This is a genomic window from Actinosynnema sp. NPDC059335, assembly GCF_042752395.1.
In the GTDB taxonomy this organism is placed as follows: Bacteria; Actinomycetota; Actinomycetes; order Mycobacteriales; family Pseudonocardiaceae; genus Actinosynnema.
Genome location: NZ_JBHYXZ010000003.1, coordinates 21,854 through 35,458 on the forward strand (window position 1 = coordinate 21,854; position 13,605 = coordinate 35,458).

The following is a 13,605-nucleotide window of genomic DNA, read 5'->3' on the forward strand; positions in this document are numbered from 1 at the left end:
CGGCGCGTTCGCCGCACGACGGAAGGCAAGCCAGCCGCCATGACCAGCGAGCTCAACGCTGACGGAGTCCCGCCCAAGTTCGCCATGCTGGGACTGACCTTCGACGACGTACTGCTGCTGCCCGACGAGTCGGAGATCGTGCCGAGCGGCGTGGACACCAGCACCAAGCTGTCGCGCAACATCACGCTGCGCGTGCCGCTGGCCTCGGCCGCGATGGACACCGTGACCGAGGGCCGGATGGCGATCTCGATGGCCCGCCAGGGCGGCATCGGGGTGCTGCACCGCAACCTGTCCCTGGAGGAGCAGGCCCGCCAGGTGGAGACCGTGAAGCGGTCCGAGGCGGGCATGGTGAGCGACCCGGTGACCTGCACCCCGGACGACACGATCCGCCACGTCGACGAGCTGTGCGCCCGCTACCGCATCTCCGGCGTGCCGGTGACGGACGCGAGCGGCAAGCTCGTCGGCATCATCACCAACCGCGACATGCGGTTCGAGGTGGACCACTCGCGCAAGGTCAGCGAGGTGATGACCAAGGGTCCGCTGGTCACCGCCCAGGTCGGCGTGTCGGCGGAGGCCGCGCTGGGCCTGCTGCGCCGGCACAAGGTGGAGAAGCTGCCGATCGTGGACGGCGACGGCAAGCTGCGCGGCCTGATCACGGTCAAGGACTTCGTCAAGACCGAGCAGTACCCGAACGCCTCGAAGGACCCGGACGGCCGGTTGCTGTGCGCGGCCGCGATCGGCGTCGGCGAGGACAGCTTCGCGCGGGCGATGGCGCTGGCCGAGGCGGGCGTCGACGTGATCATGGTCGACACCGCGCACGGCCACCAGCGCAACGTGCTGGAGATGGTCGCCCGGGTGAAGAAGGAGCTGGGCGACGAGGTCGACGTGGTCGGCGGCAACGTGGCCACCCGCGCGGGCGCGCAGGCGCTGGTGGACGCGGGCGCGGACGGCGTGAAGGTCGGCGTCGGCCCCGGCTCGATCTGCACCACGCGCGTCGTCGCGGGCGTGGGTGTGCCGCAGATCACCGCCATCTACGAGGCCAGCCTGGCGTGCGCGCCGGCGGGCGTGCCGGTGATCGGCGACGGCGGCATCCAGTACTCCGGCGACATCGCCAAGGCGATCGCGGCGGGCGCGAGCGCGGTCATGCTCGGCAGCCTGCTCGCGGGCACGGCCGAGTCGCCGGGCGAGCTGGTGCTGGTCAACGGTAAGCAGTTCAAGACCTACCGCGGCATGGGCTCGCTGGCCGCGCTCCAGGGCCGCGGCGAGGGCAAGTCGTACTCGAAGGACCGCTACTTCCAGGACGACGTGCTGTCCGAGGACAAGCTGGTGCCGGAGGGCATCGAGGGCCGCACGCCGTTCCGGGGTCCGCTGTCGTCGGTGGTGCACCAGCTCGTGGGCGGCCTGCGCGCGGCGATGGGCTACACCGGCTCGAAGACGGTCGCCGACCTCCAGCGCAAGCAGCTCGTGCGGATCACGGCGGCCGGGCTGAAGGAGAGCCACCCGCACGACATCACCATGACCGTCGAGGCCCCCAACTACACGACCCGCTGATCCGGATCGCCTTGGGCTAGGGTTCCCGGGTTCCGCTGGCTCCACGGAAGGACGTTTAAGGTGCGCGATCTGGTCGAGATCGGCATGGGCCGGACCGCGAGGCGGGCCTACGAGTTGGACGACCTCGAGATCATCCCGTCCCGCAGGACCCGGTCCTCGAAGGACGTCTCGACGGCGTGGCAGATCGACGCCTACCGCTTCGAGATCCCCCTGATCACCCACCCGACGGACGCGATCGTGTCGCCGGGCACGGCGGTCGCGATCGGCGAGCTGGGCGGGTTGGGCGTCCTCAACGCGGAGGGCCTGTGGGCCCGGCACGGCGACGTGGAGGAGGCCCTGTTCCGGCTGGTGCAGGCGGTGGAGGACACCGACGACCCGGCCGCGCCGGTGAAGGTGCTCCAGGAGCTGCACGCCGCGCCGGTGCGGGTGGACCTGATCGCCGAGGCGATCAAGCAGGTGCGCGAGTCGGGCGTCACGGTCGCGGTGCGGGTCAGCCCGCAGCGGGCGGCCGAGCTGACCCCGGACCTGCTGGCGGCGGGCGTGGAGATCCTGGTCGTGCAGGGCACGATCATCTCCGCCGAGCACGTGTCGCGCGACGGCGAGCCGCTGAACCTCAAGTCGTTCATCGCCGACCTGGACATCCCGGTGATCGCGGGCGGCGTCGGCGACTACCGGACCGCGATGCACCTGATGCGCACGGGCGCGGCGGGCGTGATCGTCGGCTACGGCTACACGCCGGGCGTGACCACGACGGACTCGGTGCTCGGCATCGGCGTGCCGATGGCCACGGCCATCGCCGACGCCGCCGCGGCGCGCCGGGACTACCTGGACGAGACCGGTGGCCGGTACGTGCACGTGATCGCCGACGGCGGCGTGCTGACCAGCGGCGACATCGCCAAGTCGATCGCGTGCGGCGCGGACGCGGTGATGCTGGGCGAGCCGCTGGCGGCGGCGTCCGAGGCGCCGGGCCAGGGCCTGTACTGGACGGCCGCGTCGGCGCACCCGTCGGTGCCGCGCAGCCACGTGTCGACCGGCGTGGACCAGGTCGTCGACCTGCGCAAGCTGCTGTTCGGCCCGTCGGTGGACCCGCGCGGCGTGACGAATCTGTTCGGCTCGCTGCGCCGGGCGATGGCGAAGACCGGTTACTCGGACCTGAAGGAGTTCCAGAAGGTCGGCCTCACCATCAGGGGCTGACGGTCGCGTCTGAACCGATTGAGAACTAGCTGTTACCGCGAGTTACGCCTAATGTCGCGACCATGGGTGAACTCGCCGGTAACAACACCGACTACGACGTCGTGGTGGTGGGCTCGGGCTTCGGCGGCAGCGTCGCCGCCCTCCGGCTCACCGAGAAGGGCTACCGGGTGGCCGTCATCGAGGCCGGCCGCCGGTTCGCCGACGACGAGTTCGCCGAGACGTCATGGGACCTGCGGCGCTACCTGTGGGCGCCGGCGCTGGGCTGCTACGGCATCCAGCGCATCCACGCCCTGCGCAGCGTGATGGTGCTGGCCGGGGCGGGGGTCGGCGGCGGGTCGCTGGTCTACGCGAACACGCTGTACCGGCCGCTCAAGCCGTTCTACGCCGACCGGCAGTGGGCGCACATCACCGACTGGGAAGCCGAGCTGGCCCCGTTCTACGACCAGGCGAGCCGGATGCTCGGCGTGGTGGAGAACCCGACCACGACGCCGTCGGACGTGGTGATGCGGCAGGTCGCCGAGGACATGGGCGTGGCCGACACCTACCACCCGACGCCGGTCGGCGTGTTCTTCGGCGAGCCGGGCCGGACCGCCGAGGACCCGTACTTCGGCGGCGCGGGCCCCAGCCGGACCGGCTGCACGCAGTGCGGCGCGTGCATGTCGGGCTGCCGGGTCGGGGCGAAGAACACCCTGGTCAAGAACTACCTGTACCTGGCCGAGCGCAACGGCGCGCAGGTGCTGCCGCTGACCACCGTGACCGACCTGCGCCAGGCCCCGGACGGCACGTGGGCGGTCGGCACCCGGCGGACCGGCGGCAAGCTGCGCAGGGGCCGGCGCACGATCACCGCGGGCCAGGTCGTGCTGGCCGCCGGCACGTGGGGCACCCAGCAGCTCCTGCACCGGATGAGGGACGAGGGCGCGCTGCCCGCGCTGTCGCCCCGGCTCGGCGAGCTGACCCGGACCAACTCCGAGTCGATCATCGGCGCGGCCCGGTTCACCGTGGACGAGGAGCGCGACTTCAGCCGGGGCGTGGCCATCACGTCGTCCATCCACCCGGACGAGCAGACCCACATCGAGCCGGTCCGCTACGGCAAGGGCAGCAACGTGATGGGGCTGCTCCAGACGCTGGCCACGGACGGCGCCAAGTCGACGCCGCGCGTCGTGCAGTTCCTCGCCCAGGCGGTCCGGCACCCGCTGCGGCTGGCGCGGCTCATGTCCGTGCGCCGGTGGAGCGAGCGGACGGTGATCCTGCTGGTGATGCAGAGCCTCGACAACTCCATCACCACGTTCACCAAGAAGGGCCTGTTCCGGCGCAGGCTCACCTCGAAGCAGGGGCACGGGCAGCCGAACCCGACGTTCATCGAGGCGGGCCACCGGGCGAACCTGCTCGCGGCCCGGCACATCGACGGCATCCCGGGCGGCACCTGGGGCGAGCTGTTCAACGTCCCGCTCACCGCGCACTTCATCGGCGGCTGCCCGATCGGCTCGGACCCGGCCGGCGGGGTCATCGACCCCTACCACCGGGTGTACGGCTACCCGGGCCTGTCCGTGGTGGACGGCGCGGCCATCTCGGCGAACCTGGGCGTGAACCCGTCGTTGACCATCACCGCGCAGGCGGAGCGCGCGTTCGCGCTGTGGCCGAACAAGGGCGAGCCGGACCGGCGACCCGACCAGTCGGCGGGCTACCGGCGGCTCGCCCCGGTGCCGCCGCGCCACCCCGCCGTGCCGGCCGGCGCGCCGGGTGCGCTGCGGTTGCCGATCGTGGAGGTCGAGTAGGCGGGCGGGACCGGGTGGCGTTGGCCGGCGGGTCTGCGCGGGCCCGGGGCGTCCTGGCCGGCGGGTGGGTGCGGTCGCTGCGCCGGGCGGGTTGTGGTTGCCGGTCGCGGGGGTGAGGACGACGTCACCGACCCTATGGTGGGTGGTGTGGCACCGAAGCCGTTCGCGTCCAGCGCCGACCTCGAGCCCAAGCGCGAGGAGTTCGTCCGGCTCGCGGACGGCGTGTACGCCCTGACCGCCGAGGGCGACCCGAACGTCGGCGCGATCGAGGGCGAGGACTTCCTGGTCTGCATCGAGGCCCGGGCCACGCCGAAGGCCGCCCGGCGCTGGCTCGACCGGCTCCGCGAGCACACCGACAAACCCGTCCGCCACCTCGTGCTGAGCCACTACCACGCGGTCCGCACGCTGGGCGCGAGCGCGTTCGGCGCGGCCGAGGTCATCGCGCACGAGAACACCAGGGCGCTGATCGCCGAACGCGGCCGCGAGGACTGGCTGAGCGAGTACGGCCGGATGCCCCGGCTGTTCGAGGAGCCGGCGGGCATCCCCGGCCTGACCTGGCCCACCGTCACGTTCTCCGACCGCCTCACCATCCCGCTCGGCGGCGACCGGGGCGAGGTGGAGCTGCGCCACTGCGGCCGCGGCCACACGGCGGGCGACATCGTGGCCTGGCTGCCGCACCAGCGGATCCTGTTCGCGGGGGACCTGGTCGAGTCGCGGGCGGCGCTCTACACCGGGGACGCGTTCCACGACGAGTGGGCCACCTCGACGTTGGACCGGGTGGCCGCCCTGGGCGCGGAGCAGCTGGTCGGCGGACGCGGCGCGCCGGCCCGCGACCGGGCGGAGGTCGACGCGGCCATCGCGCAGTCCCGGCACTTCCTGGACGAGCTGCGCCGCACGGTCGGCACGGTGCACGTCGGCGGCGGCACGGTGAAGGACGCGTTCGAGGCCGCGCACGCCGCCCTCGCGCCGCGCTACGGCCGGTGGCCGATCTTCGAGCACTGCCTGCCGTTCAACGTGCAGCGGTACTGGGACGAGTGCGACGGCGTGGACTGGCCGCGCATCTGGACCGCGGCGCGGGACCGCGAGGTGTGGGAGGCCCTGCGGTGATACCGGTGCTGGTGGTCGGCGCGGGTCCGGTGGGGTTGACCGCCGCGCTGCTGCTGGCCCGGGCGGGCGTGCCGACGACCGTGCTGGAGTCCTCGGCGCGCCGGGTGGCCGCGGGCAGCCGGTCGATCTGCGTGCACCGGGACGTGCTGAACATCCTCGAACGGGTCGGCGTCGGCCAGGCCGTGGTCGACGCGGGCGTCACCTGGTACCGCGGCCGGACGTACTACCGCGACCGCGAGGTGCTCACCGTCGAGCTGCCGCGCGCCGAGGGCCGCTTCCCGCCGTTCGTCAACACCCCGCAGACGACCGTGGAGCGGATCCTGCACGCGCAGGCCGCCGCCAGCCCGCTCGTCGACCTGCGCTTCGGGCAGGAGGTCGTCGGCATCCGGCTCACCGACCACGTCACCGTGCGCACGACCGACGGGACGCACGAGGGCACGCACTGCGTGGCGGCCGACGGCGGCCACTCCACCGTCCGCGCGCTGCTCGGCATCCCGTTCGAGGGTCACTCGTTCCGCGACCGGTTCGTCATCGCCGACATCCGGGTGGACCTGGGCCACCGGGAGCCGGAGCGCCGCTTCTACTTCGACCCGCCGTGGCACCCCGGCCGCCAGGTGCTCGTGCACCCGCAGCCGGACGGCGTGCACCGCGTCGACTGGCAGGTGCCCGAGGGCTTCGAGCTGACCGACGAGCACGTGCGCGCGGTCACCGGCGACCGGCCCCACGAGGTGCTCTGGCGGTCCACGTACCGCTTCCACCAGCGCCGCGCCGCCCGCTTCCGCGTCGGCCCGGTCCTGCTCGCGGGTGACGCCGCGCACGTGATGAGCCCGTTCGGCGCGCGGGGCCTCAACTCCGGGCTCTGCGACGCCGACAACGCCGCGTGGAAGATCGCCCTCGACCGCGCCGGCGGGGCGGGGCCGCTCCTGCTGGAGTCCTACCACCTGGAACGCGCCGCGGCCGCCGACGAGAACCTGCGCGTCACCGGCGAGACCATGCGCTTCCTGGTGCCCCGGACCGAGGCCGAGCGGGCCCACCGCCGCCGCGTGCTGGAGCAGGGCGTCACCGAGGAGATCGACTCGGGTCGGATGTTCGAGCCGTTCGCCTACCGCGACTCGCCCCTGACCACCAACGGCGACGGCGCACTCCGCCCGGACAGCCACCGCTACGGCCCCGGCTTCACCGTCGAGGGCGACGCCCTGGTCCGCCCCGACGGCCACACCGCGGCCACCGGGACCGACCTCGGCGCGGCGCGGCTCCGGGCCGAGGGCTTCACCGACGCCGGGGCGTCACCGTGAACCCGGCGGGCTTCAGCGTCAGCATCTCCGCCACCGCCAGCTCGTAGTCGGGCGAGGACTCCAGCTCGTACCGCCGCAGCACCGTGCCGAGCGCCAGCGTCGCCTCGTGCAGCGCGAACTGCCGCCCGATGCACGCCCGCTCCCCGGTCCCGAACGGCTTGTAGACGTGCGCGGGCCGGGCGCGGACGGCCGCCGGCGCGAACCGGTCGGGGTCGAACGCCTCCGGCGACCCCCACACCGCCGGGTCGCGGTGCACCAGCGGCAGCAGCACCAGCGCCCACTGGCCCGCCCGCATCGGGTACCGCCCGCCGAGCACGGTGTCCGCCCGCGCCTCCCGCGCGAACCCCGGCGCGGTCGGCCACAGCCGCAACGCCTCGTCCAGCACCCGCCGCACGTACCGCAGCTTCGGCACCTGCTCGAACTCCGGCACGTCCGCCGATCCCCACACCGCGTCCACCTCGGCCCGCGCCCTCTCCGCCACCTCGGGGTGCCGCGAGAGGTAGTACAGCGCGAACGCCAGCGCGCCGGACGTCGTCTCGTGCCCGGCGATCAGGAAGGTGATCACCTGGTTGCGGATGTTCACCTCGTCCAGCTCGCCGGACGCCAGCATCAGCCCGAGCAGGTCCGACCCGCCCGACCCGCGCCGCGACCGCACCACCTCGTCCACGACCTCGGCGAGGAAGGCCAGGTCCCGCCGGTACCGCTCCTCCGCCGCGCGCCCGAACAGCCGGGCCACCAGGGGGAACGTGAAGTTCCTGCGCTGCGCGTGCCGCAACGACCCGGTCATCGCCCGCACGAACGGGTGGGTGTCGGCGCGGGAGAACGACTCGAACGAGTACCCGAAGCCGACCCGGCCGATCGTCTCCAGGGTCAGCTTCGTCATGTCGGCGGAGACGTCCACCTCGCCGCCCCGGTCCCACTTCGCCACCAGCTGCGCGGTCACGTCCACCATGGTCGGGTGGTAGGCGCGCATGGCGCTCTGCGTGAACGCGGGCAGCAGCACCTCGTGCGCCGCCTTCCAGTTCGGCTCGTCGTTGTAGGCGGTGAACAGCCCGTCCCCGCCCACGTCCCGCAACGCCTCCACACCGAGCGCGAGGTGCTTGGCGAACCGCGACTCGTCGGCCAGGTCCGCGGCGAGGTCCGCCCCGCCGACGAACACGACCTCCCGGTCCAGGAACCGCCGGGTGAAGATCGGCCCCAGCTCGCGGCCCAGCCGCATCGTGTCCTGCACCGGGGTGCGCCGGTCGGCGCCCAGCACGTCACCCAGGAACGGCACCCGCCACCGCGGGTGCGGGATCGCCGGGGCCGTCACCGCTTGCCCCGGTTGGCCGCGCTCAGCCGGCGCATCAGCTCGTCGCTCGCCAACCGCCGCTGCAACCCCGACGAGAACGCCGGGAACGCGCCGCCCAGCACGCTCGCCACCCGCAGCTCCGGCGGCGCGACGTTCACCTCGGCCCGGTCCCGCTCGATGGCGTCCAGCACGCCGTCCGCGACCTCGCCGGGCGACACGGTCCGCATCCCGGCGGGCGGCTTCGCGCCGGTCTCGGCGAACATCCCGGCGTCCCGCACGAACCCCGGCTGCACGATCGACACGCCGACGCCGGTGCCGCGCAGGTCCTCCCGCAGCCCCAGCGCGAAGCCGCGCAGCCCGAACTTCGTCGCGTTGTAGAGCGAGCTGTGCGCGGACGCCACCTTGCCCGCCAACGACCCCACGAACACCAGGTGCCCGCGCCCGGCGTCCACCATGGCCGGCGCCAGGGCGCGGGCCAACGCGATCGGCGCCTCCAGGTTCACCGCCAACGCCCGCGCGACCTCCTCCGGCGTGAAGTCCAGCAACGGGCCGCCGGCCGGCAGCGCCGCGTTGGCGACGACCACGTCCACCGACCCGGCCTCCTCGACCAGCCGCCGGACGCCCTCCGGGTCGGACAGGTCGGCCGCCACGGCCCGGCCGCCGACCTCCTCCGCGAGCCGCGCCAGCTCCTCCGCCTTCCGCCCGGTCAGCACTGGCTTCGCCCCGCGCCGGGCGAAGGCCCGCGCGATCGACTGCCCGATCCCGCCCGTCGCGCCGGTCAGCAACACCGTCGTCCCCGTCACCCGCATGCGCCCTCCCGGAAACTGTTCGTTCGAACGAACAGTACCGTGGATCCGCCGGGTCGTCCCATGCCGGACAATGACGGCATGACGGAGACCAGGCAGCGGATCATCGGGGCCGTGCTGCGGATCATCGGTGACGACGGTGTCGCGGGCGTGACCAACCGGCGCATCGCGCAGGAGGCCGGCGTGTCGCTCGGCTCCGTCACCTACCACTTCGCCACCCAGCAGGACCTGCTGCGGGAGAGCCTGCGGCACTTCGTCACCGAGGAGACGAAGCGCTTCGGCGAGCTGGCCACCCGCAACAACACCAGGTGCGCCAACCTCGACGAGGTGGTCGAGGTCGTCGGCCAGGTCGCCGAGGCGACGGGCACCGACAGCGAGCGCATCGCCCCGTACGAGCTGTACCTGCACGCCGGCCGGGACCCGGAGCTGCGCGCCGCCGCCGCCGAGTGCTTCGCCGCCTACGACCGGCTCGCCGCGACCGTCCTGGCGTCCGTCGGCGTGCCGGACGCCGACCGGCTCGCCGGCGCGGTCGTCGGCATGGTCATGGGCCTCAAGCTGAGGGCCCTGGCCACCGGCGACGACTCCGACGACCTGCTCAACGGCCTGCTGGCGCTCGCCAAGGGCGCGCTCACAGAGTGATGCCGGTGAGCACCATCGTGCGCTCCTCGGTGAAGTCCTCCATCGCCGACCGCACGCCCTCGCGCCCGGTGCCGGACCCCTTCACGCCGCCGTACGGCATCTGGTCGGCCCGGTAGGACGGCACGTCGCCGACGATCACCCCGCCCACCTCCAGGGTGGCCGCCGCCTCGAACGCCACGCCCAGGTCCCGGGTGAACACGCCGGCCTGCAACCCGTACTCGGTGGCGTTGGCCTGCTCGAACGCCTCGTCCACCGAGTCCACCACGGACACCGCGAGCACCGGCCCGAACACCTCCTCGCGCCACACCCGCGACCCGGGCGGCACGTCCTGCAGGACCGTCGGCTCGACCGTGGTGCCCGACCGGCCGCCGCCGACGTGCAGCACCGCCCCGTCCGCCACGGCCTCCGCGACCCACTCCTCGACCCGGCGCGCGTTGTCCTCGTCGATCAGCGGCCCGACCTCCACCTCGGGGTCGTGCGGGTCGCCGGTGCGCAGCCCCCGCACGGCGTCCACCAGCTTCGGCACGAACTCGTCGGCCACGTCCCGGTGCACCAGCACCCGCTGCACCGCGATGCACGACTGACCGGCCTGGTAGTTGCCGAACGTGGCGATCCGCCGGGCCGCGAAGTCCAGGTCGGGCCAGTCGGGGCAGACGATCGCGGCCGAGTTGGAGCCCAGCTCCATCACCACGTGCTTGCGCGGCGCGGCGTCCATCAACGACCAGCCGACCGACGTCGACCCGGTGAACGAGATGACCGGCAGCCGGTCGTCGGTCACCAGCGCCTTCATGTCCGACCCGCGCACCGGCAGCACGGAGAACGCGCCCTCGGGCAGGTCCGTCTCCGCCAGCAGCTCGCCCAGCAGCAACGCCGACAGCGGCGTGGCCGACGCGGGCTTCACGACCACCGGCGCGCCCACCGCCAGCGCCGGCGCCACCTTGTGGGCCACCAGGTTCAGCGGGAAGTTGAACGGCGCGACCGCCAGCACCGGTCCGCGCGGCACCCGCCGCACCACCGCGAGCCGGCCCTCGCCGCCCGCGTCGGTGTCCAGCCGCTGGAGGTCGCCGGTGAACCGCCGCGCCTCCTCGGCGGCGAACCGGAACGTGCTCACCGCCCGCCGCACCTCGACCTCGGCCCACTTCAGCGGCTTGCCGTTCTCGGCGGTGATCGTCTCGGCGATCTCCTCCGCCCGCTCGGCCAACGCCGAGGACACGTGCGCCAACGCCGCGGCCCGCACGTGCGCCGGTGTCCGCCGGAACTCCGCGGCGACCGCCGCCGCGGCGGCCACCGCCCGCTCCACCTGCTCCGGGCCGGGCACCGCCACCGACGCCACCTCCGTCCCGTCGAACGGGTGGTGCACCGCGATGGCCGACCCGCCCTGCTCGGCGTGTCCGGCGATCCAACAGGGCCGTGGCTGAGGCGTGAACGCGTCCATGCGGACACCGTATTCCCGTACCGCGCGGTCCGGCGGATCGATCTTGGAAGTACGCTCGGACGCCGACCGTGACGGACACCTCACAGGTCCGCGAAGTGCTCCCGCACGTAGTCCAGGTGCCCCAGGTAGTAGAGGTCGTGCCGCTCCTCGCGCTGCCGGTGGAACTCCGGCCGCTCCCGGATCATCGCCACCATGTCGGTCAACCGGGCCCGCACCCAGCGGCCGGCGCCGGCGGTCCCGATCCCGTACGCGGCGCAGAACAGCCCGAGCCGCCGCCGCTGGTCGGCCACCGTCCCGAACTCCGGCGAGAACGGCACCAGGCAGTACGCGGTGTAGGCGAGGTCCCACCACCGGGGTCCGGGCCGGGCGCCGTCGAAGTCGAAGACCCCCACCGGCAGCCCGTCGCGGAAGACCATGTTGTACGGCGCGAGGTCGTTGTGGCAGATCACCTCGACGGGTGAAATCGCCGGGAACTGCCACCCGTGCGCCGGCAGCTCGCCCACCAGCTCCGCCGACGCGTCGTGCAACCGCCGCGCCATCCGCGCCACGGCCACCAGCACGGCGTCCGCGCGCAGCGCCTCGGGCAGCGGCGGGTGGCCCACCTCACCCTCCAGGTAGGACAGCACCTCGCGGCCCCGCTCGTCGATCCCGTGCGGCGCCGGCGCGATGCCAAGCGGCGCAAGGCGTTCCAGCAGCCGGTGCACGTTGGGCGTCCACGGACCGGTCGGCCGGCGGACCGTCGACCCGACCCGCACGACCTCGTTCAGCCCGCCTCCGGTGAGCACTTCCTCCCGCACGCATGACATCCTTCACCTGCGCGGATCCGCCGGACGAGAGGTTTTTCCCCAGTGGCTGAGAGCAGCAACCGCCCTGTGCTGGTAGTGGACTTCGGCGCGCAGTACGCGCAGCTGATCGCCCGCCGGGTCCGGGAGGCGCAGGTCTACTCGGAAGTCGTCCCGCACACCACGCCCGTGGCGGAGCTGCTGGAACGCGACCCGGCCGCGATCGTGCTGTCCGGCGGCCCGTCGAGCGTGTACGAACCGGGCGCGCCCCAGGTCGACCCGAAGCTGTTCGACGTCGGCGTGCCGGTCTTCGGCATCTGCTACGGCTTCCAGGCCATGGCCGGCGCCCTGGGCGGCACGGTCGAGCACACCGGCACCCGGGAGTACGGCCGCACCGAGCTGGGCGTGCGGGCGGGCGGCCTGCTGCACGACGAGCTGCCCGCCAGCCACCCGGTGTGGATGAGCCACGGCGACTGCGTCACCAAGGCGCCCGACGGCTTCACCGTCACCGCGACCAGCGAGGGCGCGCCGGTGGCGGCCTTCGAGCACGCCGAGCGGCGGTTCGCCGGCGTGCAGTACCACCCGGAGGTCGGCCACTCCCCGCACGGCCAGGAGGTGCTGCGCCGCTTCCTGCACGACATCGCGGGCATCCGGCCGCAGTGGACCACGTCCTCGATCGTGGACGAGCAGGTGGCGCGGATCCGCGAGCAGGTCGGCGACGGCAAGGCGATCTGCGGCCTGTCCGGCGGCGTCGACTCGGCCGTGGCCGCCGCGCTCGTCCAGCGCGCCATCGGCGACCGCCTGACCTGCGTGTTCGTCGACCACGGCCTGCTGCGCGCGGGGGAGCGGGCCCAGGTCGAGCGCGATTTCGTGGCCGCGACCGGCGTCAACCTGGTCACCGTGGACGCCCGCGAGCGGTTCCTCGACGCGCTGCGCGGCGTCACCGACCCGGAGCAGAAGCGCAAGATCATCGGCCGGGAGTTCATCCGGGTCTTCGAGCAGGCCGAGCGCGACCTCAAGGCCGAGGGCGACTACCGGTTCCTCGTCCAGGGGACGCTCTACCCGGACGTGGTCGAGTCCGGCGGCGGCGCGGGCGCGGCGAACATCAAGAGCCACCACAACGTCGGCGGCCTGCCCGATGACCTCCAGTTCACCCTGGTGGAGCCGCTCCGCGCGCTGTTCAAGGACGAGGTCCGCCGCGTCGGCACCGAGCTGGGCCTGCCCGAGACGATCGTGCAGCGGCAGCCGTTCCCCGGTCCCGGCCTCGGCATCCGGATCATCGGCGAGGTCACCCAGGAGCGGCTGGACATCCTGCGCAAGGCCGACGCGATCGCCCGCGAGGAGCTGACCAGCGCGGGCCTGGACCGCCAGATCTGGCAGTGCCCGGTCGTGCTGCTGGCCGACGTGCGCAGCGTGGGCGTGCAGGGCGACGGCCGCACGTACGGCCACCCGGTGGTGCTGCGCCCGGTGTCCAGCGAGGACGCGATGACCGCGGACTGGACCCGCCTGCCCTACGACGTGCTGGAGCGCATCTCGACCCGCATCACCAACGAGGTCAACGAGGTGAACCGGGTGGTGCTCGACGTGACGAGCAAGCCGCCGGGCACCATCGAGTGGGAGTAGGCGCGACAAAGGGGGAAAGGGCCCGGCCCCCCCCGGGGCGGGCCCCCGAACACCCCCCACCCCCCCGCCCCCCACACCGGCGGCGCGGCCCCCCCCCCCCCCCCCCC

11 protein-coding genes are annotated in these 13,605 nt (G+C 73.5%); 7 read left to right on the plus strand and 4 right to left on the minus strand.

Going from position 1 to position 13,605, the window contains the following annotated elements:
- Positions 1-39: 39 nt before the first annotated feature.
- The 5 genes from guaB (at position 40) to ACFXGA_RS01400 (ending at position 6,922) form a co-directional block, all read left to right on the plus strand.
- On the plus strand, positions 40-1,551 hold the full coding sequence (gene guaB, locus ACFXGA_RS01380; protein ID WP_378083213.1) for an IMP dehydrogenase: 1,512 nt from the start codon (positions 40-42) through the stop codon (positions 1,549-1,551).
- Between the two features lie 60 nt (positions 1,552-1,611).
- Positions 1,612-2,745 (plus strand): GuaB3 family IMP dehydrogenase-related protein, encoded by a 1,134-nt coding sequence (locus ACFXGA_RS01385; RefSeq protein WP_378083215.1) that lies wholly within the window; start codon positions 1,612-1,614, stop codon positions 2,743-2,745.
- A gap of 62 nt (positions 2,746-2,807) precedes the next feature.
- Entirely contained in the window at positions 2,808-4,520 is a 1,713-nt protein-coding gene (locus tag ACFXGA_RS01390) for an FAD-dependent oxidoreductase (RefSeq protein WP_378083217.1), read from the plus strand.
- A 147-nt stretch (positions 4,521-4,667) separates the two neighbouring features.
- Entirely contained in the window at positions 4,668-5,627 is a 960-nt protein-coding gene (locus ACFXGA_RS01395) for an MBL fold metallo-hydrolase (RefSeq protein ID WP_378083219.1), read from the plus strand.
- Positions 5,624-6,922, plus strand: coding sequence for an FAD-dependent monooxygenase (locus ACFXGA_RS01400; protein WP_378083220.1), 1,299 nt, complete (start codon positions 5,624-5,626; stop codon positions 6,920-6,922). The genes ACFXGA_RS01395 and ACFXGA_RS01400 overlap by 4 nt, the downstream gene beginning before the upstream one ends.
- Here the strand turns inward: ACFXGA_RS01400 and ACFXGA_RS01405 are convergent.
- Positions 6,897-8,234, minus strand: a complete 1,338-nt coding sequence (locus tag ACFXGA_RS01405; RefSeq protein WP_378083221.1) for a cytochrome P450 — start codon at positions 8,232-8,234, stop codon at positions 6,897-6,899. The two genes, ACFXGA_RS01400 and ACFXGA_RS01405, sit on opposite strands and share 26 nt — an antisense overlap.
- Entirely contained in the window at positions 8,231-9,022 is a 792-nt protein-coding gene (locus ACFXGA_RS01410; RefSeq protein ID WP_378083224.1) for an SDR family NAD(P)-dependent oxidoreductase, read from the minus strand. The genes ACFXGA_RS01405 and ACFXGA_RS01410 overlap by 4 nt, the downstream gene beginning before the upstream one ends.
- Before the next feature lie 78 nt (positions 9,023-9,100).
- Between ACFXGA_RS01410 and ACFXGA_RS01415 the strand changes: the two genes are divergently transcribed.
- Positions 9,101-9,658, plus strand: coding sequence for a TetR/AcrR family transcriptional regulator (locus ACFXGA_RS01415; protein WP_378083227.1), 558 nt, complete (start codon positions 9,101-9,103; stop codon positions 9,656-9,658).
- Here the strand turns inward: ACFXGA_RS01415 and ACFXGA_RS01420 are convergent.
- The gene (locus ACFXGA_RS01420; protein ID WP_378083229.1) at positions 9,648-11,093 is read right to left on the minus strand and encodes an aldehyde dehydrogenase family protein; all 1,446 of its coding nucleotides are present in this window, start codon (positions 11,091-11,093) and stop codon (positions 9,648-9,650) included. The genes ACFXGA_RS01415 and ACFXGA_RS01420 overlap by 11 nt on opposite strands.
- A gap of 80 nt (positions 11,094-11,173) precedes the next feature.
- A complete protein-coding gene (locus ACFXGA_RS01425; protein WP_378083231.1) occupies positions 11,174-11,890 on the minus strand; it encodes a phosphotransferase in 717 nt (238 codons plus the stop codon).
- Positions 11,891-11,941: 51 nt separating this feature from the next.
- Here ACFXGA_RS01425 and guaA point away from each other — a divergent pair, with 51 nt between their 5' ends.
- Entirely contained in the window at positions 11,942-13,498 is a 1,557-nt protein-coding gene (gene guaA / locus ACFXGA_RS01430) for a glutamine-hydrolyzing GMP synthase (RefSeq protein WP_378083234.1), read from the plus strand.
- Positions 13,499-13,605: the final 107 nt, after the last annotated feature.

Coding starts and splice junctions, on each gene's coding strand:
- ACFXGA_RS01415 (WP_378083227.1), top strand. CDS start 9,101: ATGACGGAGACCAGGCAGCGGATCATCGGGGCCGTGCTGCGGATCATC.
- guaB (WP_378083213.1), top strand. CDS start 40: ATGACCAGCGAGCTCAACGCTGACGGAGTCCCGCCCAAGTTCGCCATG.
- ACFXGA_RS01390 (WP_378083217.1), top strand. CDS start 2,808: ATGGGTGAACTCGCCGGTAACAACACCGACTACGACGTCGTGGTGGTG.
- ACFXGA_RS01410 (WP_378083224.1), bottom strand. CDS start 9,022: ATGCGGGTGACGGGGACGACGGTGTTGCTGACCGGCGCGACGGGCGGG.
- ACFXGA_RS01420 (WP_378083229.1), bottom strand. CDS start 11,093: ATGGACGCGTTCACGCCTCAGCCACGGCCCTGTTGGATCGCCGGACAC.